Source organism: Bradyrhizobium sp. LTSP857, from assembly GCF_000938285.1.
Lineage (GTDB): Bacteria > Pseudomonadota > Alphaproteobacteria > Rhizobiales > Xanthobacteraceae > Bradyrhizobium.
In genome coordinates this window covers 54104-78582 of sequence record NZ_JYMS01000030.1, presented here as the reverse complement: position 1 = coordinate 78582, position 24479 = coordinate 54104, and the positions used below count along the sequence as shown (strand labels likewise).

Sequence of the window (24479 nt, the reverse complement as noted above, 5' to 3'; positions counted from 1 at the left end):
CGCGTGGACCTGCAATGACGGCCTGATGAGATCAGGCGACCTTCGTCGTCATGTGCTTGAACATGTTGCCGCGGGCCTCGTCGTCCATCTCGGCCTTGAAGGTGAACTTGTCCTTCAGCGCGATCGCGCGCGCCGCCGCAGGGCGTGCGGTGATCTCGTCGACCAGCCGCTTCACGTTCGGATACTTGCTAGGGGCATCCTCGCCGAGCACGAAGGCGGCCATGCGCGCCCAGCCCCACAGGTCCATGTCGACGATCGAGTAGCTGTCGCCGACCATGTAGCGGTGCTTGGCGAGGTGATCGTCGAGGATCTTGTAGTGGCGGTGGCCCTCGAATTGGTAGCGATTATGCGCGTACGCCTGGTCCTTGGGCGAGAAGTGCTTGAAGTGCACGGCTTGTCCCGAATAGGGGCCGAGGCCGGTGGCGATAAACATCAGCCATGACAGCGTCTCGCCGCGCACGGCGGCTGCGGGCAGGAATTTGCCGGTCTTCTCGGCGAGATAGAGCAGGATGGCGTTGCTGTCGAAAACAATTGTGCCGCCATCGTCGATCGCCGGCACCTTGGCGTTCGGATTGATCTTGAGAAATTCCGGCGTGAACTGCTCGCCCTTGCGGGTGTCGATCTTCACCGGCTCGAAAGCCAGCCCAGTTTCTTCGAGATACAGCCCGACCTTGGTTGGGTTCGGCGATCCGTTGAAATAGAATTTGAGCATGTTTGTCTCCCCAATTCCGTTTTTAGAGAATGAACGCAGCGTCAGGGCTTCTCTTGCCTGAATATGGTCCGCGGGCGCAACCGGCGAGTTTGCCGTGAGGTACCTGCGCGCCGCGCAGATCAGCCGGCGTAACAAAGGCCGATCGCAGCCGTAATGACCATCGCTGCACCCACGGCCTCCAGCCGCAAGGCCAGTCGCGTCGCCGTGTGCATGTTGGACGCCTGCGTGGCGCGCTCCGACCCCTTCGCATAGCCGTGCACGATGACGTCGTGATTGAAGGCGTCGTGGGCCTCGTTGCTGCTCGCAAGCCCGACGCAGACAATGAGCACGCCGAACAGGGCGAGGCCGAAGAACCCCAACAGTCCGATCAGGAACATCGGAAACATGCCGACCAGGAAGATCGGCAGCAGCGGCACCAGCAGCAATGTCTCGGATTGTCGTCGCATGGGAGCCAACCGGTCAAGACGGGGCTGATCGGGCGAATCTAGTCCTGGCTGTCGCGTCATTCAAGACGCCGTAGGGTGGGCAAAGCGAAGCGTGCCCACCAAATCTGCATCCCCGGGGAGAGATGGTGGGCACGGCGCAAGAGCGCCTTTGCCCACCCTACGAAGCTACGAAGTGAGGAACTGGCTATTCCGCCGCCATGCCGGCACGGATCTCGGCGCGGAGCTCGTCGATCAGCTTGAGGCCCTTCTTGGTCTCGATGTGCCAGAAGGTCCAGCCGTTGCAGGCCTGTGCCCCTTGCGCCACCGCGCCCATGCGGTGGATCGAGCCGACCTTGTCGCCGAACATGATGGCGCCGTCGGCACGGACGAGAGCGCCGAGCTTCTTCTTGGCGTCGAACAGTTTCGCGCCGGGCATGATCATGCCGCGCTCGATCAGCTCGGAGAACGCGACCCGCGGCGCTTCGCGCGCGGTCATGAACGGAGCGAGGCTTGCTTCCGGCAGTGGCTCGACCGCCGCGATGCGAGCTTCTGCCGCCTTGGCATAGGTCTTGTCGCGCTCGAAGCCGATATAGGAGCGACCGAGACGCTTTGCGACCGCGCCGGTGGTGCCGGTGCCGTTGAACGGATCGATCACGAGATCGCCGGGCTTCGACGACGACAGCAGCACGCGCGCGAGCAGGCCTTCCGGCTTCTGCGTCGGATGCACTTTCTTGCCGTCGGCGCCCTTGAGACGTTCCTCACCGGTGCAGAGCGGGATCAGCCAGTCGGAACGTGCCTGCACGTCCTCGTTGGCCGCCTTCAGCGCTTCATAGTTGAACGTGTAGCCCTTGGCCTTCTCGTCGCGCGCGGCCCAGATCATGGTCTCGTGCGCGTTGGTGAAGCGGCGGCCGCGGAAATTCGGCATCGGGTTGGTCTTGCGCCAGACGATGTCATTCAGGAGCCAGAAGCCGAGGTCCTGCATGATCGCGCCGACGCGGAAGATGTTGTGATAGGAGCCGATCACCCAGATCGTCGCCGACGGTTTCATCGCAGCGCGCGCGGCGAGCAGCCAGGCGCGGGTGAAATCGTCATAGGCGGAGAACGATTCGAACTTGTCCCAGTCGTCGTTGACGGCATCGACATGGGATTCGTCGGGGCGCTTGAGATCGCCCTTGAGCTGGAGATTGTAGGGCGGATCGGCGAACACCAGATCGACCGAACCAGCCTGAAGCTTCGACATCTCGGCGACGCAATCACCGAGAATGATGCGATGCGAGGCGGACTCAAAATTTGTGCGGGGCGCCCTTGCAGACGCCCCGCGACGCGACACTACCATGACTCAAGAACTCTGACTCAGGCGACGCTGTCGGCGACGCGGGACCAAACAACCGACTGACCGTTACAATGAAGCGGCAAAGTAAAAATCGACTTAACCCGCTGCTTTTGTAAGCAGGCGTCGCATCGCGCGGTGCACGTGATTTGTCGTGCGCATTCGCTGTGTTTTACGGTGGTTTTCGCATTTCTTCGCGGTGCGGGAGCTGCCAAGGCTCCAAAAGACTCCGAATTTCTCTCGGAAAAAATTGCACGACCCTCGGAAAAACTTGCTGGCGTCGCACGACGTCGCACTAGGCAATTTTTGCCGAGCGGGATATTGATTAACGCAATGGAAATTTTAGGTCTGTGGCACGTTGAGCTTTTAGCGGTTCTGGGTGCCAACGCGACGCAATCGACGACCTGAGGGAAGCCCGCCATGCGATATGATGATTTCCGCCGCAGCGACGACGTCGAAGATCGTCGCGGCGATGATGGCGGCGGCGGCGGTGGTGGCGGGTTCGGCCTTCCCATGGGCGGCGGCGGGCTCGGCATCGGCACCGTCATCGTGCTCGGCCTGATCGGCTATGCCTTCGGCATCGACCCGCGCATCCTGATCGGCGGTGCCGAGATCCTCACCGGCGGCGGCCAGGCACCGAGCTACCAGACCGATCGCCAGTCGTCCCAGACCGCCAAGCGCGGCGCGCCGACCGACGAGATGGGCAGCATGATCGCCGGCGTGCTCGGCGAGATCGACGATCGCTGGAGCGAGATTTTCCAGGCCAGCGGTCAGTCCTACACCGGCCCGAAGATCGTGCTGTTCCGCAACGCCACCAATGGTGGCCGCTGCGGCATGGCGCAGTCGGCGATGGGCCCGTTCTACTGTCCGCCGGACAAGACCATCTTCCTCGACACCGGTTTCTTCCGCGAGGTCGAGACGCGCTTCCGCGGCTGCTCCGGCAATGCCTGCAAGTTCACCGCAGCCTATATCATCGCGCATGAGGCCGGGCATCACATCCAGAATTTGCTCGGCATCATCCCGCGCGTGACGCGGCTCCAGCAGCAGGCCGGCAGCAAGGCCGAGTCGAACGCACTTCAGGTGAAGGTGGAGCTCCAAGCCGACTGCCTGTCGGGCGTCTGGGTCAACCGCGAGGAGAAGAAGCGTCCGGGCTTCCTCGAAGCCGGCGACATCGACGCCGCGCTGACCACGGCAAGCGCGATCGGCGACGACACGCTCCAGCGCCAGGCGACGGGCAGGGTCGTGCCTGATTCCTTCACCCACGGCTCGGCCGCACAGCGCAAGCAGTGGTTCATGACCGGCTATCAGCAGGGCACGGTGCAAGCCTGCAATACGTTTGGCGCCGGGGCGTTGTAGCTATCCGTCATTCCGGGGCGCGCGCAACGCGAACCGGAATCCAGAAGTAGTGGCGTCATCCTAAGGTGCTCGCCTCTTCGGCAAGCCTCGAAGGATGCGAGCCCCCGGCCCATCCTTCGAGGCTCGCCCTGCGGTGCGCTCGCACCGCACGGCGCGCACCTCAGGATGACGGCGGTGGTTGGGGAAGCAGGAGTGAAGCCGTGGCGTCCATCGACGAATCCAAACAGTTCATCCCGCTCAACATCGCGGTGCTCACCGTTTCCGACACGCGCGCGCTCGCCGACGACAAGTCCGGGCAGACGCTTGCCGATCGTCTCCTTGCGGCCGGCCATCATCTCGCCGCGCGCGAGATCGTCACCGACGACGTCGAGGCGATCCGCGCTGTGATCCGGCGCTGGATTGCGGATGCCGGCGTCGACGTCGTCATCACCACCGGCGGCACCGGCTTTACCGGGCGTGACGTCACGCCGGAGGCGATCGAGCCGCTGTTCGAAAAGCGAATGGACGGTTTCTCGATCGCGTTCCACATGCTGAGCCACGCCAAGATCGGGACGTCGACGATCCAGAGCCGCGCCACCGCCGGCGTCGCCGGGGCGACCTACATCTTCTGTCTCCCTGGTTCTCCGGGCGCCTGCCGCGACGGCTGGGACGGCATTCTCGAAGCCCAACTCGACTACCGCACGCGCCCCTGCAACTTTGTCGAGATCATGCCGCGGCTGGACGAGCATTTGCGAAGGGCGAAGGCGCAAGGCGCGACTGTGTGATTGCTTTCCTTCCCCCCTTGTGGGGGAAGGTGGCGCGAAGCGCCGGATGAGGGGTTTCTATCCGCATACACAGACGCTCGCGGAGACAAACCCCTCACCCAAGTGAGCCTGTGTCTGCCAGCGTCGCTGCCCTCTCCCGCAAGGGGCGAGGGCACAGCAACGCGCATTGCGCCCGCTGCGCCAGTGACAGCATCTACCTCTTCCTTCGCAGCGAGCTCCACACCATCAGCCACATCGTCCGGCACGCCTCCGCGTGCAGCCGTCGTGCGCGGCGCTTATAGAGGTCGACGAGCTCCCCCGTGATGCGGTGCGTGGGCTGGTGCGATCGGCGCATCAGAGATCGCGCTCCCAGGTCTCGCCGGTGAGGTTCTGGCCAAAGCTGCGGTGCGGCTCTGTCGCAGTCAGCTTGAAGCCGGCGTCCTCGTAGATCTTTCGCGCGGCGATCAGATTGCTCTGTGTCCACAACGTCATCCTCCGATAGCCGCAGGCGCGCGCAAAGGAGACGCATTCGGCGACCAGGCGCTGGCCGAGCGCCTGTCCACGTGCCGCCGGATCGAGGATCAGAAGCCGCAGCTTGGCGACGTCGTCGCTCGCCTTCACCAGAAACACCGAGCCGACCGGACGGCCCTCGATATCTGCGATCCAGCAACGCTCGCGCGCGGCATCATACGAGGTCATGTATTTGGCGACGATCTCGGCGACCAGCGCTTCGAAGCCGGAGTCGAAACCGTATTCGCTGGCATAGAGCGCGCCGTGGCTCTGCACCACCCAGCCCATGTCGCCGGGGCGGGGCTCGCGCAAGGTCGCGCGTGGCGACGGCGCGCGCGGCATCGCGAGCAGTCGCTCGATCGTCTCCATCGCGCCGGTCAGCCGCTTACGATCTTCGCCCGGCAGTGGTCGCAGCATCGCGGCGACGTCGTCCTGCGACAAACGCTCGAGCTTGGCGAAAGCCTGGCGGCCCTTCGCGGTCAGGCTCAGCTGATATTGCCGGCGATCGCTGGGGAGCGGCTTGCGCGCAATCAGCCCGCTCTCGTCAAAGCTCTGCACGATGCGGCTGAGATAGCCGGCATCGAGCCCGAGCGCGATGCCGATCTCCTTGGCCGATTGCTCGCCACCATGCGCGAGCTCGTACAGCACGCGCGCCTCGCTCAGCGAGAACGGGCTCTTGAGAAGCTGCTGGTCCAGCACGCCGAGCTTGTGGGTATAGAAGCGGTTGAAGGCGCGGACCGCCTGAACCTGGTTGTCAGCGACCTGTTCGGTCGCAAGGTCTGATGGTGAAAGGCTGGATGGCATGGGGCACCTCAATACTTGCCATTGTCAAACAATTATTTGACCTTGGCAAGTATCAGGTGTGCTTACCCGACCATGACGATCCGGCTGCGCAGCAGCGTCCGGGAGGAGCGGCCGAGCCGCCGCAACAGCCGGGCCTCGGAACGGCGGGCCTGGGGCGGATAGCCGCCGATCCGGTCGTAATGATCACGCGCGATCAAAAGTCCCTGATCGCCCAGGGGGCCGGCGAGTTTGCGGACTACGGAGAGCAGGAAATCGCGGAACCCGGTATCTGCATAAGGCGAACGGGCATAGCGGAACACCGCCGCGCGATCCCGCCCGCTGGACGCGACGGCCTGGATGAACTGGGTGGTCTCCTCGATCCAGCCGGTCTCCAGCACAGCGCCGGCGGGGAGGAACATCAGCCAGGGCGAACGCGCCTGGAGTGCGCCGGCAGCAAGGGCTGCGCCCTGCGACGACCCCTCGTATCCGATGAAACGGCAGCCTGCGACGTCGGCAACGCGCTCGATGACGCCGTTGCGGGTGCCGTCGACCAGAAGGACTTCGCGGATGACGCCGGCCGCGGCACCGGGGACCAGCGCGGCCAGAGTTGCAACCGCCGTCTGCTCCACGCCTTCGGTCGGAATGATGACGCTCAGCATGATCGAGGCTTCGGTGTCTCAATTTCGGGAGAAGCGTAACTTGCCATGATGTTGTCATAAACATGCGGCGTTGCCGAGTGCAACTTTCTGGCGGCACTTCGGCGATCGATGGTAAACCGCCGCCAGCCCATCAGCCAAATGTGTCGCGCGCGGGGTGGCAAGATTGCCAAATGTTTCGGCACCGGTGCAGAGTCCGTAGAAAGCCGGTGGCGCAAAGCAGGATACTCGCGTGAACGCCGATCAACTTCCTGTTGGCACAGCGTCAACATCGCCGAAGCAGGACGCCGCGCCGACCTTGCGGATCCGCGCCGTGATGCTGGGCGAGCGCATCAATCCGTCGGGGCTCGAAATCGGTCCGCCGGTTTCCTCGACGCCCGCCGCCTTTCGCGTCCATGCCGGCCTCGCCGTGATCTTCCGCTACGGCGTCGTGGTGCTGATCGGCCTTCTCCCTTCGGAGGAGAAGGTGCTGATCGACAGCCTGAAGTCCCGCGTGATTGGCGAACTCAGCCCCTATGAGGAGGAGATCGCGCAGGCGCAGCTCTGCAAGGACGAGAGCGCCGAAGCGATTCCGCCGGGCGGCCCGATCTGCCTCGCCAAATTCTCTGACGACAGGCTGCTGCTGATTGCCGACGCGCTCGCCAAGAGCACGTCGCTGGCGCGCGACGAGCGGCGCGTTGCGGCCGTGTTCGACGTCATCGAGCCCTTTGCGCGCCAGCTCGCCGAGCGCGGCCGTACGCCGCCCCGGCGCAAGGGTATTTTGCAACTGATCGGCAATGCGCTTCTGGTCCAGCAGCGCGTGGCCGGTCGCGTTGCCGTTGCCGAGAAACCCGACGTGCTCTGGGAGAAGCCCGAGCTCGACCGGCTCTACGGCCGTCTCGAAGACGAGTACGAGCTGAAGGAACGTCTCGACACGCTCGAGCGCAAGCTCACGGCGGTGTCGGCGACCGCCAACGCCCTGACCGACATCATCGACACCCAGCGCTCGCTGCGTCTCGAAATTGCGGTGGTGGTGCTGATCGTGATCGAGGTCGCGATCGGGTGCATCCAGATCTTTGCCGGGATTCACTGAGCGCGTTGCATCGAGAGGATCGCGTTCGCTGCGCGCGGCGCCCGATTGTTGTTGATTTGTCATGCGCCTGGGGACGTTCACCGGGATCGTCGCCAACTGGCAGTTCTACTGTGCATGGGGTTGTTTTCGAGTTTTTCATTCTTGTTCTTGATTTGTTCTGATCACATGCTATCTTGGCTTCATGAGTCCAGCATCCTCTCATGCTCTCAAGCACCCGCCGGTCACGGCGCCCTCCGAGCCGGCGGGTGCGCCTTCTGATTTCCCTGAGCTGGCGGTCGCCATCGACAAACAGCGCAGGCGAGGTCGGGGCGCGCAATCCAACGCCAGCGGCCGTTACGAGGCCGAGGCGCGCGTCGCCTTCGACGATGGCTGGCAGAGCCTTGAGGAGCTGCCGCCGTTCAAGACCACGGTTGCGGTCGACACCTCGCGCAAGGTGATCACCCGCAACGAGTCCCCCGACATCGGCTTCGACCGCTCGATCAATCCCTATCGTGGCTGTGAGCACGGTTGCGTCTATTGCTTCGCACGGCCGACCCACGCCTATCTCGGCCTGTCGCCTGGGCTCGACTTCGAGTCAAAACTGTTCGTCAAGCCGGACGCGCCGGCGCTGCTCGAGAAGGAGCTCGCAGCTTCAGGCTACGAGCCGCGAATGATCGCGATCGGCACCAATACCGATCCCTATCAGCCGATCGAGCGCGAGCGCAAAATCATGCGCGGCATTCTGGAGGTGCTGGAACGCGCCGGCCATCCCGTCGGCATCGTCACCAAATCGGCGCTGGTGACCCGCGACATCGACATTCTCGCGCGCATGGCCAAGCGCAACCTCGCCAAGGTCGGGATCTCCGTGACCTCGCTCGATCCAAAACTCGCGCGCACCATGGAGCCGCGCGCCTCGACGCCGCCGAAGCGGCTGGAGGCGCTGAAGCAGCTCTCGGACGCCGGCATTCCCACCACCGTGATGGTCGCGCCGGTGATCCCTGCGCTGAACGATTCCGAGATGGAGCGTATTCTCGATGCCGCGGCCCATGCCGGCGTCAAGGAAGCCTCCTACGTGCTGCTGCGGCTGCCGCTGGAGGTGCGCGATCTCTTCCGCGAATGGCTGATGGCGAACTATCCGGACCGCTATCGCCACGTCTTCACGCTGATCCGCGACATGCGCGGCGGCCGCGATTACGACGCGAAATGGGGCGAGCGCATGAAGGGCACAGGCCCGATGGCCTGGACCATCGGCCGCCGCTTCGAGATCGCCTGCGACCGGCTCGGTTTGAACAAGCGGCGCTCCAAGCTGACGACGGATCATTTTGCGAGGCCGAAGCGGGACGGCGATCAGCTCAGCCTGTTCTGAGCTGAATAACGGGAATTGCTGCGGGTTCCCCGTTGCGCCGCGCGGTCTGCTTGCGCACGATCCCGGCCATGATTCGGGATACATCCACAAAGAAGGCCAAGGGGCGGGCCAAGGGTAAGACCGCGCAGGCGCCGAAGGCGGCCAAAGGCGTCATCGCCGTCACCCGGCCGAGCTTCCGCCGCGAGCGGGGGCTGATCAAGCGCGGCATCTGGCCGGTCGCAGGCTGCGACGAGGCCGGACGCGGGCCGCTCGCCGGTCCCGTGGTGGCGGCGGCCGTGATCCTCGATCCCGATCGCATTCCGCGCGGCATCGATGATTCCAAGCGGCTGACGGCGGAGGAACGTGAAAGGCTGTTCGACAAGATCTGCGCGACCGCGCAAGTCTCGGTCGCCGTTGCCTCGCGCGCCCGCATCGACCGCGACAACATCCTGCGCGCCTCGCTCTGGGCGCTGAAGCGTGCCGTGGTGGCACTGCCCGAGTCGCCCAGGCACGTCTTTGTCGATGGCCGCGACCGGCTCGATACGGCGTGCGACTGCGAGGCCGTGATCGGCGGCGATGGCATCGTGCTGTCGATTGCGGCGGCCTCGATCATCGCGAAGGTGACGCGCGACCGGCTGATGTGCGCGCTGGCGCAGGACTGCCCCGGCTACGGTTTCGAGCAGCACAAGGGCTATGGCGTCCCGGACCACCTCGATGCGCTGAACCGCCTCGGCCCCACCGTGCATCACCGCAGCTTCTTCGCCCCCGTCGCCGCCGCCCGTGCCAAGCACATGCCCTGGACGGCGGAGCCGGCGCGGGATCTGTTTACAGGCGAGGTCGAGTTGCAGGTGGATGCGGCCGTTGAAATCGATGCTTCCGCCAGCCTCTAGATCAGACTGTCGTTGCCACGACGCGCAGCGCCCTTTATCAAAATACTCCTGAGTGAATAGGGCCGGCTGGACGGGTTGGCTGCATCTTGCGGGCGTTGCATGCGGTTTACCTCCCTGGTCATCGAGCTCATTCGCGCCCGGCCGCGGCTGATCGTGTGGATCGCCGTGCTGTTGCAGGCCGCGATGTGGCTGTTCGTGGCCCTGCTGTTCTACCGCAGCCCGCCCGGCAGCCTCGCGACCGTGCTGGCCTTCGGCCGCGAATACCAGGTCGGCACCGATCTCGGCCCGCCTTTGCCGGTCTGGCTTGCCGACATCGCCTATCGCGCCGCGGGCGGCCACATCTTCGGCGTCTACGTCCTGGCCGAGCTCTGCGAGATCGCCACCTTCGTCACGCTCTATCATCTCTCCCGCGCCGTGGTCGGCACCCAACAGGCGGTGCTCGCCGTGCTGCTGACCATGACGGTGCTGGCCTTCTCCTCGCCGGCGCTCGATTTCGGCCCCCTGGTGCTGGCACGGCCGCTCTGGACGCTGCTGCTGTTGCATTCCTGGCAGATCATCGGCCAGCGCCGCGGCAATGCCTGGTTCGCCTGGTCGATCGAGGCCGGCCTGCTGCTGTTGACCACGCCCGCGGCGATCTTCCTCCTCGTGCTGCTCGTGATCTTCGCGATCTCGACTGCCGGCGGCCGCCGCACGCTGCGTGCGCTCGATCCGCTGTTCGCGATCATCGTCGTTGCCGTGCTGGCAATGCCCTATGCGGTCTGGCTGATGCGTGCCGAGACGCTGGTCCTGCCTCCCGTGCCGCAGGTCTCCGAGCTGAACGCCCGCGCGCTGCACGCGGCCTGGCTGCTTGGTGGCCTCGTGCTCGGCGCGGCGGCGATCCCGGTGCTGACATTCCTCAACACCGGCCTGTTTGCCGGCAAGACCGAGGAGGCGCCGATCATCTATCGGCCGCCGGTCGAGCCGCTCGCGCGCAACTTCGTCTACTTCTTTGCGCTGGCGCCGGCCCTCGGCGCGGTCCTGATCTCCGGCCTGTTCGGGCTCGATGCCGTCGTCGGTGGTGCCGGCGTCGTGCTGGTGATGTCCGGTCTCGCAATGGTCGTGGTGGCCGGCGATCTCATCGCGATGCGCCGTGCCCGGATGCTGCGCACGGTGTGGGCGGCCGCCGTCGTGGCGCCGGCCGCCGGTGTCGTGCTGGCCGTGCTGTTCCTGCCCTGGAGCGGCACCGGCGAGATCGCGACCTCGATGCCGGCGCGCGCGATCTCGGACTTCTTCGACGACAGCTTTGCCCGCCGCACCAATCACCGCCTGCGCGCGGTCGCCGGCGAGACGCAGCTTGCAAGCCTGATCACGCTGCATTCCGGCCGGCCCCACCTGTTCATCGATGCCGAGCCCGCGCGCACGCCGTGGATGACGACGGCGCGGTTCGCCGAGACTGGCGGCGTCGTGGTCTGGCGCGCCTCCGATACTGCCGGCACGCCGCCGCCCGAAATCCTCAGGCGCTTCCCGGACATCGTGCCGGAAGTGCCGCGCGCCTTCGAATGGCTTGTGACCGGCCGCCAGCAATTGCTGCGCATCGGCTGGGCCATCGTGCGGCCGAAGGGGACTTAGTCGGACATACAAGGGTGGGCAAAGCGAAGCGTGCCCACCACGCGTCTACGAATGCGGCGAGATGGTGGGCACGGCGCAAGAGCGCCTTTGCCCACCCTACAAGAGGACTATCCCGCCAGCACCTTCGCGATCGCGCGCAGATCCTGCCAGGCCAGACGCTTGTAGGACGGCGAGCGCAACAGATAGGCCGGGTGGAACGTCGCCAGTGCGCGAATGGTGCGTTGGCCCGTCTCGTAGTCGAACCAGCGCCCGCGGGTGCGCATGATGCCTTCGCGGGTCGAGAGCAATGTCTGCGTCGAGGGATTGCCGAGCGTCACCAGCACGTCGGGATTCGCCAGCTCGATCTGGCGCTGGATGAAGGGCAGGCAGATCTGCGTCTCCTGCGGCGTCGGCGTGCGGTTGCCGGGCGGCCGCCACGGAATCACATTGGCGATGTAGGCGGTGGTGCGATTGAGCCCGATCGCGCCGATCATGAGGTCGAGCAGCTTGCCGCTGCGCCCGACGAAGGGAAGCCCTTCGATGTCCTCGTCGCGGCCCGGGGCTTCGCCGACGAACATGATGCGCGCCTGCGGATTGCCGTCGGCGAACACCAGCCGCGTCGCCGTGTGCTTCAGTGCGCAGCCCTCGAAGCCTTGCATCAACTCGCGCAAGGCCTCCAGCGTCGGCGCGGTGCGCGCGGCCTCGCGCGCCGACGCGATCGCAATGTCGGGCGCGGGCGCAGCCTCGCCGCGGATCACGGCGGGGGCTGCGACCGGTCGCGGTGCTTCGACTGGCGGTGCCGCACGCGGAGCCGGCGGCGGGGCATCGACTTCCGCCAGGCGGTCTATCGGTTCCTCCGCGAGCGCGCAGTCGACCCCGGCCTCCAAATAGAAGGCGAGCAGCTCTCGGACGGTGGGTGCGGGTTCGGGGGTCATTTGGAAAGTCATGCCTTTATATCAGTTTCGGGCGCCTTGTATCCCAGCGAAACGTATTTCCGTGGTTGTCCTACCCGGAAAAATCGGAAACAAGGGAGCGCAAACGACCAAGGAACCGTCTCAAGGGCTGAGATCAGATGAGCACCGAAGAACTTCCCCCGCGCGAATCCATGGAATTCGACGTCGTCATCGTCGGCGCCGGCCCCTCGGGCCTGGCGGCTGCGATCCGGCTGAAGCAGATCAACGCCGATCTCAACGTCGTCGTGGTGGAGAAGGGCTCCGAGGTCGGCGCGCATATTCTCTCCGGCGCCGTGATTGATCCTGCCGGGCTCGACAAGCTCGTTCCCGACTGGCGCGAGGATTCCGACTGCCCGCTGAAGACGCAGGTTAAGGACGACCGCTTCTACTGGATGACAGGCGGCGGCGCGATCAAGCTGCCGAACTTCATGATGCCGCCGCTGATGGACAACCATCACTGCTATATCGGCTCGCTCGGCAATGTCTGCCGCTGGCTGGCGCGCAAGGCCGAGGCGCTCGGCGTCGAGATCTATCCGGGCTTTGCCGCGGCGGAAGTGCTCTATGACGAGCAGGGCGCGGTGAAGGGCATAGCCACCGGCGACATGGGCATCGGCCGTGACGGCAAGCCGAAGGACTCCTTTACCCGTGGCATGGAATTGCTCGGCAAGTACACGCTGTTCGCCGAAGGCGCGCGCGGCAGCCTGACCAAGCAGCTGATCGCGAAGTTCGCGCTGGATTCCAAGAGCGAGCCGGCAAAGTTCGGCATCGGGCTGAAGGAAGTCTGGCAGATCGACCCCGCCAAGCATCAGAAGGGCATGATCCAGCATTCCTTCGGCTGGCCGCTCGACCTGAAGACCGGTGGTGGTTCGTTCCTCTATCATTACGACGACAACCTCGTCGCCGTGGGCTTCGTCGTGCATCTGAACTACGACGATCCCTATCTGTCGCCGTTCGACGAGTTCCAGCGCTTCAAGACCCATCCGTCGATCCGCTCTACCTTCGAAGGTGCCAAGCGGCTCGCCTATGGCGCGCGCGCCATCACCGAGGGCGGCTACCAATCGGTGCCAAAACTTAGCTTCCCCGGCGGCGCGCTGATCGGCTGCGCGGCCGGCTTCGTCAACGTGCCGCGCATCAAGGGCGTGCACAACGCGATGGGCACCGGCATGCTCGCCGCCGAGCATGTCGCGGCTGCGATCGCTGCCGAGCGCGCCAATGACGAGATCGTCGACTACGAGAACGCGTGGCGTTCGTCGCCGGTCGGCAAGGATTTGTTCCTGGTCCGCAACGTCAAGCCGTTGTGGTCGAAGTTCGGCACCGTGATCGGCGTCGCGCTCGGCGGCTTCGACATGTGGTGCAACACGCTGTTCGGCGGCTCGCTGTTCGGCACGCAGTCACATGCCAAGCCCGATCGCTCCACGCTCGATCCGGCGAAGCAGCATGCGCCCAAGAATTACCCCAAGCCGGACGGCAAGATCTCGTTCGACAAGCTGTCCTCGGTGTTCATGTCCAACACCAATCATGAGGAGGACCAGCCGGTCCATCTTCGGGTTGCCGACATGAACCTCCAGAAGATGTCCGAGCATGATGTTTTCGCCGGTCCCTCGAATCGCTATTGCCCGGCCGGCGTCTATGAGTGGGTCGAGGAGGGCGCGAGCCCGCGCTACCAGATCAACGCCCAGAACTGCGTCCACTGCAAAACCTGCGACGTGAAGGACCCCAACGGTAACATCACCTGGGTTCCGCCGGAGGGCGGCGGCGGCCCGAATTACGAGGCGATGTGAGGGCGGGCCAAGTCACGAAAGGTGATGGTGCGCACGTTCGCGTGAGGACCGGGGCGGGGCCGGGGGCCGCGGTCACGATAAGGCCATACTAGCAGCGTCTTGGGGCGCCTATGGCCGGTTTGGGGCGCGCGGAGGGGACCGCATGGTCCGAATCCTTGCGGTGAAGCGCCAAAAGCGGCATTGTCCGGCCCTGACGGTTCCGGGTCCCGATGTCGACGGCCGCGTTTGCATGCGAGACGGCCTTTTGCTCCATACCCAGGCACTACCAACCCAAGGCGAGCGCTGATGTTTTCAAATCGTTTCAACCGCTGGACTGTTGCCGCCATCGCCCTCATGGGCACAGCGATCGCGACGGTCCCCGGCGGGGTCCAGGCGCAGACGCCGGATCATCCGGCCGACACGGCGGCGCAGTTTCCGAACCGCAACGATCTGAAGGCGCTGACCACGTCCGGCAGCTATCTCGCCGCTCGCCACGCCAGCGTCGAGCGCGACGCCGCCTCCGCCGCCGCCTTCTACCGCTCCGCGCTGCGTACCGATCCCAAGAACAACGAGCTGCTCGACCGCGCCTTCATCTCCTCGGTCGCCGATGGCGACATCGATGAAGCGGTCAAGCTCGCCGAGCGCATCCTCACCATCGACAAGACCAACCGCGTCGCCCGCCTCGTCGTCGGCGTGCATGACCTGAAGCTGAAGAAATATCCGAGCGCGCAAAGCAACATCAATCAGTCGATTCGCGGACCGATCACCGATCTGGTCGCAACCCTGCTGTCGGGCTGGGCTGCCTACGGCGCCGGTGACGCCAAGAGTGCGGTCGCCACCATCGACAAGCTGGCGGGTCCGGAATGGTATCCGCTGTTCAAGGACCTCCACGCCGGCATGATCCTCGAGCTCTCCGGCAAGGAGAAGGACGCCGGCACCCGCTTCGAGCGCGCCTACAAGCTCGACGATTCCATGCTGCGCATCACCGAGGCCTATGGCCGCTGGCTGTCGCGCAACAAGGACGCGGCCTCGGCAACCGCCGTTTATGAGGCCTTCGACAAGAAGCTCGCGCGCCATCCGTTGATCGTGGAAGGCCTGCGCGAGACCAAGGCCGGCAAGAAGATGCCGCCGCTGGTTGATTCCGCGCAAGCGGGCGCGGCCGAAGCGCTCTACGGCATCGGCGCCACGCTGACCCGTCGCGGCGGCGAGGATCTTGCGCTGGTCTATCTCCAGCTCTCGCTCTATCTCCAGCCGACGCATCCGCTGGCGCTGCTCTCGCTCGCCGACCTCTATGAATCGGTGAAGCGGCCGCAGATGGCGATCAAGGTCTATGAGCGCGTGCCGGCGTCGTCGCCGTTGAAGCGCAACGCGCAGATCCAGCTTGCCGTCGATCTCGATTCCGCCGACCGCACCGACGAGGCGATCAAGATCCTCAAGGGCGTGGTGAGCGAAGACTCCAAGGATCTCGAAGCCATCATGGCGCTCGGCAATCTCGAGCGCGGCCGCAAGAAGTTCGGCGACTGCGGCGCGACCTACTCGCAAGGCATCGACGTGCTGCCGGCCGGCAGCGACAAGGCCAACAGCGTCTGGTACTATTATCGCGGCATCTGCGAGGAGCGCTCCAAGCAGTGGGGCAAGGCCGAAGCCGACATGAAGAAGGCGCTCGAGCTCCAGCCCGACCAGCCGCACGTCCTCAACTATCTCGGCTATTCCTGGATCGACCAGGGCGTGAACCTCGACGACGGCATGAAGATGATCAAGCGCGCCGTCGAGCAGCGTCCCGACGACGGCTACATCGTCGACTCCCTCGGCTGGGCCTATTACCGCATCGGCAATTACGAGGAAGCGGTGAAGAACCTCGAGCGCGCCATCGACCTGAAGCCCGAGGATCCCACCATCAACGACCATCTCGGCGATGCCTATTGGCGCGTCGGCCGCACGCTGGAAGCCAAATTCCAGTGGGCGCATGCCCGCGATCTCAAGCCCGAGCCGGACGACCTGCCGAAGATCGAGGCCAAGATCACCAACGGCATCACAGACGACAATTCGAATGCGCCCGCGGCGCAGGCCGAGAAGAAGGACGACGGCAAGGGCGGTTAAGAGTGCGTGTGGGGGCTGATCGCCAATGCCGGCGTTGATTGAAGAGGGGCGCGCGAAGGTCAATTTGAGCCTTCGCGTGGTCGGTCGTCGTGCCGACGGCTATCATGATCTCGAAAGCGTGGTTGCGTTCGCCGATTGCGCCGACCGGCTCACGCTGGAGCCGGGTGGCGAGCTGAAGCTTGCGACCACGGGGCCGCTCGCGGCGGCCTGTGGCGACACCACCGACAATCTCGTGTTCAAGGCCGCCAAGCTTTTAGCCGAGGCCGTGCCGAACCTGAAACTGGGTGCCTTCGCGCTCGACAAGGTGCTGCCGGTTGCAGCCGGTATCGGTGGTGGCTCAGCTGATGCGGCGGCTGCGCTGCGGCTGCTTGCAAATCTCAATAACCTGTCGCTCGATGATCCCCGCCTCCAGCAGGTCGCGCTCGCGACCGGTGCCGACGTGCCGGTGTGTCTGTTCTCGCGCGCCTGCGACATGACCGGGGTCGGCGAGCAGCTGTTGCCGCTGGCGCTGCCGAGCATGCCTTGCGTCATGGTCAATCCGCGCGTGCCGGTCGCGACCAAGGACGTGTTCAAGGCGCTCGGCCTGCGCAATGGTGAGCTCTTGGTTGGCGCAACCGACGTCCTCGAAGCGACGGCCTGGCCGGAGGAGGGCGCTTCCATTGCCGATTGGGTTGAGATTCTTGAGACCGTCCCCAACGATCTCGAAGCCCCCGCAATGCGCATCGAGCCGGTGATCGGCGATGTGCTGGAGGCCTTGCGCGATTCCGCCGGCGTCAAGCTCGCGCGGATGTCCGGCTCGGGCGCGACCTGTTTTGCGATCTTCGGCGCGTCCAATGATGCGCATGCCGCTGCCGAGAAGATCCGCAGGGATCACCCCGGCTGGTGGGTGCATGCGGGGACGTTGAGCTAGCGTAGTCTCCCAATCATTGTTGCGTAGCCCGGATGAGCGCAGCGACATCCGGGATTCTTCCTTGCGGCTTCCCGCATGTCGCTGCGCTCATGCGGGCTACGAGTCTGAGCTAGCCTCCCAGCCCGAGAAACCGCCGGATCGCACTTAACACCTCTTGCGGCTTGTCATGCTGCAGCCAGTGTCCGGCGCCGGCGATTGTCTCGACGCGCGCCTGCGGGAAATAGCGTTCCAGGCCTGCTGCCTTGGGGCCGGCGAGAAAGCTTTCGCCGGCATTGAGCAGCAGCGTCGGACAGGCGATGCGCGACCACAGTGCGACGTGATCATCCGGCCAGAGCCGGTGCGGTGCGGAGGCGCGCTGGTAGGGATCGAACTTCCAGCTATAGGTGCCATCCTCGTTTTGCCGTGTCCCATGCGTCGCAAGATGCAGAGAGAGCTCGCGGGACAGTCGCTTGTTGTAAAGCACCATCTGCGCGGCCGCGTCCTCGATGGTGCGATAGCGGCGCGGTGTCCGGCCATGCAGCTTGTCGAGCTGGCCGATCCATTTGCTGATGCGCTCATGCGCCGGGGGCTTTGGCGTATCGGGCAGCATGGTCACACCGTCGAGCACCACCAACCGTGACACCTGCTCGGGGAATGACCCTGAATAGATCAGGCTCACCATCCCGCCCATCGAATGGCCGATGAGTCTGATCTCTGGCGCCGCCGTGGCGCGGACGAGCTGGGCGAGATCGTAGACATATTCCGTTAGTGCATAGCTGCCGCCTTTGGTCCAATCGGAATCGCCGTGTCCGCGCAGGTCAGGCGCCAGCACGTGAAAATGTGGTTGCAACGATCGGGCGAGGACGTCCCAGCTCCGGCAATGATCGCGACCGCCATGGACCAGGATGAGGACCGGCGCGCCCGCGTTGCCCCAGTCGGCATAATGCAGCCGCAGGCCGTGAGACTCGTAGGTGCGACTTTGCGGCACGAGCATCGGATCGCGATCCTCTTCGGTGGGCGGTCAAGACAACGATGACATCGGAGTAGCCTGCCGCCGGCCATTCCACAAGCAATGGCGCGGTCATGCGTGCTTTGGCGCCGGGCCGGTGCGAGAGGCCGGCCGCTGCGTGGTGCGTCCGCGTCGCCGGGTCTTGCGCATCTTGGCAGCGCGACAGCGGCGCATGGCCCGCGACAACGACTTTGGCAGAAGGTGGTAACGCGACCAGGACATCATCTTCATCGAACCCTCCATCGCAACATCAATGGGTGGGCTCTTGGCGATGCTTCGTTCGAGCCGCGCGCGTTACATCTCGGCAAGTCATGACAAGTTGGACAGCTTGTTCATCGGCGTTAAACCTTCGTAACGCACCGAACGCGTTCGTCGTTCACCGCCTCCAACCGATGTTAGGAGGTGAAATCATGAAACTTGTTTCCGCGTTTGTTGGCCTCGCCGCACTTGGCGGCGTCGCCTTGTCCAGCGGGGCCGCATCGGCTCAGCCGATCGACGTCCCCGGTGCGTCGGGCGTCGTTCCGTCCGGCTATATCTGCAATGAATGGGGCCATTGCTGGCACCGCCACTATGACGGCGGCGGCTATTATCACCCGCATTATTGGGGTGGTTATGGCTGGCACCGTCATTGGGGCGGCGGCTATGGCTGGCATCATTGGCACCACTGGCATCAGTGGTGAAATCTGAGAAAGGGGCTTCGGCCCCTTTCTCTTTTGGAGCCCCAGAGCTGGCGGGAGCTTCGGTGCTATCACCTCACCGACAGAGTTGCCTGTCGCGTTACAGCCGTCAGGTTCATGGTCAGCAAGACGCCGGGCTTCGGAAGCTCCTGAACGGCAAACACCGTGCGCGCGGGTCGATGGTCTCCCATGGCCTCGACATAGGCTGCGTTCATCGCCTCGAAGTCCGACATGCGCTGCAGAAACACGTTGATGTGAGTGATGTGACTGAGGTCGGAGTCAACCGCCTCCAACATCACTCCGAACGATTTGAAGATTTGCCGTGTCTGGGCGGCGACGTCGGAGCCGGCCAGCTGTCCTGTCGCCGGATCGACGCCCGCGGTCCCGCCGATCCATATGTGTTCGCCGACCTTGGCAATGTGGTTGTAGGGACCGATCGGCTTTGGTGTGTTCGGCGGCGTTAGCGTTTCTACCCGTGATGTCATGGCCGGCCTCATTCAAGGATCATTCTCGAATGTACATGGAAGACGGCGCAGGCGCACCAGTTAAGCTGCCATGCCTCGTTAGCTCTGCACCGGCCGTCGTGCCAAAGCGAGCGACAGGCCGAGGCCCGTAATGAAGACGCCTGAGCCTTGCGTGAGGCGCTGCATCAGGCGCGGCCTTCCGATCAGCTGCGTGCGTGTCGCGGACGCCATCAGCACCACGACGACATCGGCGAGTGTGTTCAGCGTCACCGAGATCGCGCCGAGCACGATGAATTGCAGCGTGGGGTTCGGTGCCGCCGGATCGAGGAACTGCGGAATGAAGGCGAGGAAGAACGCCGCGGTTTTTGGATTCAGCGCCTCAACCAACACGCCGTCGCGGAACGCACGCTTGTCGCCGACGGGCTCGCTTTCGAGCGACAGCCCGCGGCCGGCGCTGCGAAAGGTGCGGATGCCGAGCCAGACCAGATAGAGAGCGCCGATGAACTTCACGGCCGCGAACAGCTCGGCACTGGCAAGGATGATCGCGGAGATGCCGACGCTCCCCGCTAGCACATGAACCAGCCCGCCCAGCGCCGTGCCTGCGGTGGAGGCAAAGCCGCTCGCGCGCCCTTCCGACAGAGTTCGCGCCGCGACGTAGAAGATGCCGGGGCCGGGTATGGCGGCGATGACGAGGGCGGCGGCCAGGAACAGCCAGAAATTCGTTTCGCTCATGCTGTTGTCGTAGCGATGCCTGGCGCGATTGCAAGTCTTCTCGTCTAGTAAGTCCCGCCGCCTAGCCGATGCGGCGGAAGATCACGCTGGCATTGACGCCGCCGAAGCCAAAACCGTTGGAGATGGCGTGCTGCATCGGCATCGGCCGCGCCGCGCCGGAGACGATGTCGATGCCTTCCGCACCGGGATCGGGATTTTCAAAATTGAGCGTCGGCGGAGCGATCTGGTCGCGCAGGGCCAGCACAGTGAAGATCGCCTCCAGGCCTCCGGCGGCGCCAAGCAGATGGCCGGTGGCCGATTTGGTCGCGCTCACCGCGATGTTGCGGTTGCGGCCGAACAGTGCGGCGATGGCGCCAAGCTCGCTCTCGTCTCCGGCCGGTGTCGACGTCGCGTGCGCATTCAGATGCTGCAAGTCACCGGGTGCGAGGCGCGCCTGCCGAAGTGCGATCTCCATCGCGCGGCGGGCGCCGTCGCCATCCGGCGGACCCGACGTCATGTGATAGGCGTCCGCGGTGGTGCCATATCCCACAACCTCGGCGATCGGCGTGGCGCCGCGTGCCAGTGCATGCTCCAGCTCCTCGATCACCAGAATGCCGGCGCCTTCGCCCATGACAAAACCGTCGCGGTCGCGATCGAACGGGCGCGAGGCGCGCGCGTCGTTGAACCCGCTCGACAGTGCGCGCGCCGCCGCGAAGCCGCCGAGACTGACGAGATCGATGCAGGCCTCACTGCCGCCGCAGATCGCAGCGTCGATTTCGCCGGCGCGGATCATGCGCGCGGCATCGCCGATGGCCTGGACGCCTGCGGCGCAGGCCGTGACCGGCGTCCCCAGCGGTCCTCTGTAGCCGTATTTGATGGAGACATGGCCGGCGGCGAGATTGGCGAGAAACGAGGGGATGGTGAATGGCGACAGCCGGCGCGGGCCGCGCTGGTCGGTGATGCGCACCGCTTCGACCATCGCCGGGAAGCCGCCGACGCCGGAGGCGATGATCGTCGCGGTCCGCTCCAGCGACGCAGCATCCTGCGGTGTCCATTTGGCCTGCGCGATCGCTTCCGCTGCGGCGAGCAGCGCAAACAGGATGAAGCGATCCATCTTGCGCTGATCTTTTGGCGCGGCGGCCTGTGCCGGATCGAAGCCGCCTTCTTTGTCGTTGGCCTTGTCGGGCACGAGACCGGCAATGCGCGCGGGCAGCGCCTGCGACCATTCGGGCAGGGCGCGCAGCCCGCTCTGGCCCGCGAGCAGCCTGCGCCACGATGGTTCGACACCACAGCCGAGCGGCGACACCGCGCCCATTCCCGTCACGACAATACGACGCATGTCAGTCTCCAGCCGGCGCAACGGCCGGGTTCATAGCCCTAAGCAAAGCGAGCCGCCGGCGCATCAAGCGGCTGGCGCCGGGGCCTGCAATCACGACGGCATCAGCGAGCGTGATTGGTTGTCGGTCGGCAGCGTCGACCACGACCGGATCGAGCGGCCGACGATCGTCCCGGTTCGCCAGCAGAATGGCTTCGCCCTTCGGTGCGAGATGCTTGTTACCCCAGGCAAGCAGCGTCGCGATCACCGGGAAGAAGTCGCGCGCCTTATCCGTAAGCACATATTCGTAACGCGGCGGCCGCTCGTTGTAGCGGCGGCGGACGAACATGCCAGTGGTGGTGAGATGAGACAGGCGCCGCGACAGGATGTTCGGCGCGATGCCGAGATTGCGCTCGAACTCGTCAAATCGCGTGGAGCCCTGAAACGCATCCCGCAGGATCAGGATGCTCCACCATTCGCCGACCGTCTCCACGGCGCGGCCAACCGGGCATTCCAGGATGGATGGCGATTTGGGCTGCATGGCGTGAAGGTAGGGTAGTGGCTTGCAAAATACAAGTTACTGGGGCTGTCGACTCTCGTGCCCCGGACGCGGCGCAGCGGTTCTTCAGCGATGCGCTGCAGAGCCGGGGCCCAGTTGCCGAGCACTGTGCGTGTTGGATGGGTCCCGGCTCTGTGCCGCAACGCTAAGGGGCGTTGCAGCGCGTCCGGGACACGAGAGTGGGTGGCGCCCGCAATGATGGTGTTGATGCAGCGAGCTCATACCTGTCACCGTCACCCTGAGGTGCGAGGCGAGCGACGCGATAGCGGCGCTTGTCGAGCCTCGAAGGGCGCCGGCCCGGATGTATCTCGGCCGTTCATCCTTCGAGGCTCCCCGCGCGATGCCGTGCATCGCGCGGCTCGCGCCTCAGGATGACGGGGCTAACAGCGGTGCGGAAGCGATAAGTGCGTCAGGCCGTCGCGCCTAATGCGACCGCGCCAAACAGAACGCCACGACCTGCTCCAGTGCGCTCTTCATCGGCGAGGACGGGAAAAGCGCCAGCGCGTCGACCGCCATGGCGCCGTAGTGCTGGGCGCGGCTGAGCGTGTCCTCGAGTGCGCGGTGCTTGTTCATCAGACCGAGGGCGTGGTCGAGATCAGTATCGCCGATCTCGCCGCGCTCGAGCGCCCGGATCCAGAACGCGCGCTCGGTGTCGTTGCCGCGGCGGAAGGCCAGCACCACCGGCAGCGTGATCTTGCCCTCGCGGAAATCGTCGCCGGTGTTCTTGCCGAGTTTTGCGCTCTTGCCGCCATAGTCGAGCACGTCGTCGACAAGCTGGAAGGCGATGCCGAGATTCATGCCGACCGAGCGGCAGGCGGTCTGCTCCGCCTTCGGGCGGTTGGCGATCACGGGCCCGACTTCGCAGGCGGCCGCAAAAAGTTCGGCGGTCTTGCCGCGGATCACGGCGAGATATTCGTCCTCGGTGGTCGCGGTGTTCTTGGCGGCAGCAAGTTGCATCACCTCGCCCTCGGCGATGGTGGCGGCGGCCGCGGAGAGGATGTCGAGCGCGCGCAGCGAGCCGACCTCGACCATCATGCGGAAGGCCTGGCCGAGCAGGAAGTCGCCGACCAGCACGCTCGCCTCATTGCCCCAGAGCATCCGCGCCGACAGCTTGCCGCGGCGCATCTCGCTCTCGTCGACGACGTCGTCGTGCAGGAGCGTCGCGGTGTGCATGAACTCGACGCTGGCAGCCAACTTGATGTGGCCGTCGCCGGTGTAGCCGGCGAGGTTGGCCATGGCCAGCGTCAGCATCGGCCGCAGCCGCTTGCCCCCGGAGGAGATCAAATGGTTGGCCACCTCCGGGATCATGGTCACGTCGGAGCCGGTCCGCGACAGGATCGTGGCGTTGACGCGCTCCATGTCCGGAGCGACAAGGGCAACCAGCTCTTCGATCGACGCGCCGGGAGTTTCGAAAGGTACGATGACGGCCAAGCCGGTCTCCAATATTTGCCCCGGAAGGGCTATTCTGATGCAAAGACAATAGAAACTGGAGGCGGATGCGGCAAGACCTGTGGAACCATTGACATTTGCCGCTCACCCCCGTCAGGCAGGAGGCTCGTTTTGCAAGAACTGGTTCGGACCAACGATATCGTGCTGGTGTCAGCGATCGGCGCGCTGCTCGACGGTGCGAACATCCATCATCTGGTGCTGGACCAGAACATGAGCATCATCGAGGGCTCGCTCGGCATTTTGCCGCGCCGGATCCTGGTCCACGAGGACGACGCCCTGGAGGCCCGGCAGCTGCTGACCGAGGCCGGCCTCAGCCACGAACTGCGCGGCGATGACTGAGGCTGCGGCAGACATCACCGAGGACGCCTTTCTCGGCGGGCAGCTGCTGTTGAAGCAGAAGCGGTCCGGCCATCGCGCCGGTCACGACGCCATTCTGCTTGCGGCGGCCACAGAGGCCAGGGGAGGCGACCGTGTCGTCGATCTCGGCGCCGGCATCGGCACGGCCGGGCTGGCGCTCGCCCGGCGCGTGACGGGGATCAAGCTGAGCCTGGTCGAGATCGATCCGGAGTTGGCCGCGCTCGCGCGCGCCAACGCGGCGGCGAATGCGATTTCGGCGGAAGCGATTGTGCTCGACGTCACAGACGATGCGCAGGCGTTTGCGGCACATGGGCTTGTGTCTGATGGTGTCGACATCGTGATGATGAACCCGCCCTTCAACGATCCCGCTCGGCATCGCGGCTCGCCGGATCAGGCGCGTCACACCGCGCATGTCGCAACCGAGGAGACCCTGCATGCCTGGGTGCATGCAGCGCGGCGCATCCTCCGATCGAACGGTGTGCTGACGCTGATCTGGCGTGCGGATGGGATAGCAGAGGTTTTGGCAGCGCTGTCACGCGGCTTCGGCAGCCTGTCGATCCTGCCGGTTCATGGCGAGGCGGGTCGGCCTGCGATCCGCGTTCTGGTGCGTGCAGTCAAAGGCGGTCGAGCTCCGACGCGATTACTGCCGGGCCTTGTGCTCAACGACGAGTCACGCGTGCCTAAAAAAGAGGTGAGGAATATTCTGGAGGGGAGGGCGGTCTTGCAGCTGGCGGAGCCGTGACGGCTTACTGCGGAAGCGATTCCGACTGCTGTTCTTGCGGGGACGTGAAGCGAATTGCCGCGAAAAGGGCACCGATCAGCATCAACAGCAGATAGATCTTCATGGC

The 24479-nt window shown here is 65.0% G+C and carries 24 protein-coding genes; 12 read left to right on the top strand and 12 right to left on the bottom strand.

The window, feature by feature from the left end; translation table 11 throughout:
- Positions 1–31: 31 nt before the first annotated feature.
- From UP06_RS20395 to UP06_RS20385, 3 genes are all read right to left on the bottom strand, one after another.
- On the bottom strand, positions 32–712 hold the full coding sequence (locus UP06_RS20395) for a glutathione S-transferase family protein (protein WP_045005204.1): 681 nt from the start codon (positions 710–712) through the stop codon (positions 32–34).
- A gap of 119 nt (positions 713–831) precedes the next feature.
- Positions 832–1158, bottom strand: coding sequence for a hypothetical protein (locus tag UP06_RS20390; RefSeq protein ID WP_045005203.1), 327 nt, complete (start codon positions 1156–1158; stop codon positions 832–834).
- A 184-nt stretch (positions 1159–1342) separates the two neighbouring features.
- Entirely contained in the window at positions 1343–2473 is a 1131-nt protein-coding gene (locus UP06_RS20385; RefSeq protein WP_045005202.1) for a site-specific DNA-methyltransferase, read from the bottom strand.
- A 414-nt stretch (positions 2474–2887) separates the two neighbouring features.
- Between UP06_RS20385 and ypfJ the strand changes: the two genes are divergently transcribed.
- On the top strand, positions 2888–3823 hold the full coding sequence (ypfJ, locus tag UP06_RS20380) for a KPN_02809 family neutral zinc metallopeptidase (RefSeq protein ID WP_045005201.1): 936 nt from the start codon (positions 2888–2890) through the stop codon (positions 3821–3823).
- Positions 3824–4023: 200 nt separating this feature from the next.
- Positions 4024–4587 carry a molybdenum cofactor biosynthesis protein B gene (gene moaB, locus UP06_RS20375; RefSeq protein WP_045005199.1) on the top strand — a complete coding sequence of 188 codons (564 nt, stop codon included), beginning with the start codon at positions 4024–4026 and terminating at the stop codon, positions 4585–4587.
- Positions 4588–4920: 333 nt separating this feature from the next.
- On the opposite strand, the gene UP06_RS20370 is transcribed toward moaB, so the two are convergent.
- Positions 4921–5880, bottom strand: a complete 960-nt coding sequence (locus tag UP06_RS20370) for a bifunctional helix-turn-helix transcriptional regulator/GNAT family N-acetyltransferase (protein WP_045005197.1) — start codon at positions 5878–5880, stop codon at positions 4921–4923.
- A 62-nt stretch (positions 5881–5942) separates the two neighbouring features.
- Complete coding sequence (locus tag UP06_RS20365) at positions 5943–6518, bottom strand: glycosyltransferase family protein (protein WP_045005195.1); 576 nt, start codon at positions 6516–6518, stop codon at positions 5943–5945.
- Positions 6519–6747: 229 nt separating this feature from the next.
- Between UP06_RS20365 and UP06_RS20360 the strand changes: the two genes are divergently transcribed.
- From UP06_RS20360 to UP06_RS20345, 4 genes are all read left to right on the top strand, one after another.
- The gene (locus UP06_RS20360; protein WP_045005194.1) at positions 6748–7587 is read left to right on the top strand and encodes an RMD1 family protein; all 840 of its coding nucleotides are present in this window, start codon (positions 6748–6750) and stop codon (positions 7585–7587) included.
- Between the two features lie 181 nt (positions 7588–7768).
- Complete coding sequence (locus UP06_RS20355) at positions 7769–8932, top strand: PA0069 family radical SAM protein (protein WP_045005193.1); 1164 nt, start codon at positions 7769–7771, stop codon at positions 8930–8932.
- Positions 8933–9000: 68 nt separating this feature from the next.
- Positions 9001–9801: a ribonuclease HII gene (gene rnhB / locus UP06_RS20350; RefSeq protein WP_045005309.1), complete on the top strand. Its 801-nt coding sequence runs from the start codon at positions 9001–9003 to the stop codon at positions 9799–9801.
- A 99-nt stretch (positions 9802–9900) separates the two neighbouring features.
- Positions 9901–11409: a glycosyltransferase family 39 protein gene (locus UP06_RS20345; RefSeq protein ID WP_045005191.1), complete on the top strand. Its 1509-nt coding sequence runs from the start codon at positions 9901–9903 to the stop codon at positions 11407–11409.
- A gap of 107 nt (positions 11410–11516) precedes the next feature.
- Here the strand turns inward: UP06_RS20345 and UP06_RS20340 are convergent, their stop codons facing one another.
- Positions 11517–12323, bottom strand: coding sequence for a uracil-DNA glycosylase (locus UP06_RS20340; RefSeq protein WP_045005187.1), 807 nt, complete (start codon positions 12321–12323; stop codon positions 11517–11519).
- A 137-nt stretch (positions 12324–12460) separates the two neighbouring features.
- On the opposite strand from UP06_RS20340, the gene UP06_RS20335 reads away from it, so the two are divergent.
- The 3 genes from UP06_RS20335 (at position 12461) to UP06_RS20325 (ending at position 17111) form a co-directional block, all read left to right on the top strand.
- Positions 12461–14122, top strand: a complete 1662-nt coding sequence (locus UP06_RS20335; protein WP_045005186.1) for an electron transfer flavoprotein-ubiquinone oxidoreductase — start codon at positions 12461–12463, stop codon at positions 14120–14122.
- A 285-nt stretch (positions 14123–14407) separates the two neighbouring features.
- Complete coding sequence (locus UP06_RS20330) at positions 14408–16201, top strand: tetratricopeptide repeat protein (protein ID WP_045005184.1); 1794 nt, start codon at positions 14408–14410, stop codon at positions 16199–16201.
- Positions 16202–16226: 25 nt separating this feature from the next.
- A complete protein-coding gene (locus UP06_RS20325; RefSeq protein ID WP_045005183.1) occupies positions 16227–17111 on the top strand; it encodes a 4-(cytidine 5'-diphospho)-2-C-methyl-D-erythritol kinase in 885 nt (294 codons plus the stop codon).
- A gap of 109 nt (positions 17112–17220) precedes the next feature.
- Here the strand turns inward: UP06_RS20325 and UP06_RS20320 are convergent, their stop codons facing one another.
- Entirely contained in the window at positions 17221–18084 is an 864-nt protein-coding gene (locus UP06_RS20320) for an alpha/beta fold hydrolase (RefSeq protein ID WP_045005182.1), read from the bottom strand.
- Positions 18085–18509: 425 nt separating this feature from the next.
- Between UP06_RS20320 and UP06_RS20315 the strand changes: the two genes are divergently transcribed.
- On the top strand, positions 18510–18779 hold the full coding sequence (locus tag UP06_RS20315; protein ID WP_045005181.1) for a hypothetical protein: 270 nt from the start codon (positions 18510–18512) through the stop codon (positions 18777–18779).
- A 68-nt stretch (positions 18780–18847) separates the two neighbouring features.
- On the opposite strand, the gene UP06_RS20310 is transcribed toward UP06_RS20315, so the two are convergent.
- The 5 genes from UP06_RS20310 to UP06_RS20290 form a co-directional block, all read right to left on the bottom strand.
- A complete protein-coding gene (locus UP06_RS20310) occupies positions 18848–19273 on the bottom strand; it encodes a RidA family protein (protein WP_245305509.1) in 426 nt (141 codons plus the stop codon).
- Positions 19274–19339: 66 nt separating this feature from the next.
- Complete coding sequence (locus UP06_RS20305) at positions 19340–19972, bottom strand: LysE family translocator (RefSeq protein ID WP_045005180.1); 633 nt, start codon at positions 19970–19972, stop codon at positions 19340–19342.
- A 61-nt stretch (positions 19973–20033) separates the two neighbouring features.
- Positions 20034–21290 carry a beta-ketoacyl-ACP synthase II gene (fabF, locus tag UP06_RS20300; protein ID WP_045005179.1) on the bottom strand — a complete coding sequence of 419 codons (1257 nt, stop codon included), beginning with the start codon at positions 21288–21290 and terminating at the stop codon, positions 20034–20036.
- A gap of 1 nt (position 21291) precedes the next feature.
- Positions 21292–21807 (bottom strand): winged helix-turn-helix transcriptional regulator, encoded by a 516-nt coding sequence (locus tag UP06_RS20295; protein ID WP_045005177.1) that lies wholly within the window; start codon positions 21805–21807, stop codon positions 21292–21294.
- A gap of 441 nt (positions 21808–22248) precedes the next feature.
- Positions 22249–23256 (bottom strand): polyprenyl synthetase family protein, encoded by a 1008-nt coding sequence (locus UP06_RS20290; RefSeq protein ID WP_045005305.1) that lies wholly within the window; start codon positions 23254–23256, stop codon positions 22249–22251.
- A 129-nt stretch (positions 23257–23385) separates the two neighbouring features.
- On the opposite strand from UP06_RS20290, the gene UP06_RS20285 reads away from it, so the two are divergent.
- Both UP06_RS20285 and UP06_RS20280 read left to right on the top strand, forming a co-directional pair.
- Positions 23386–23613, top strand: coding sequence for a putative signal transducing protein (locus UP06_RS20285; RefSeq protein WP_045005176.1), 228 nt, complete (start codon positions 23386–23388; stop codon positions 23611–23613).
- Complete coding sequence (locus UP06_RS20280; RefSeq protein ID WP_045005174.1) at positions 23606–24373, top strand: tRNA1(Val) (adenine(37)-N6)-methyltransferase; 768 nt, start codon at positions 23606–23608, stop codon at positions 24371–24373. Before UP06_RS20285 ends, UP06_RS20280 begins: the two co-directional genes overlap by 8 nt.
- The last annotated feature ends 106 nt before the right edge of the window (positions 24374–24479 follow it).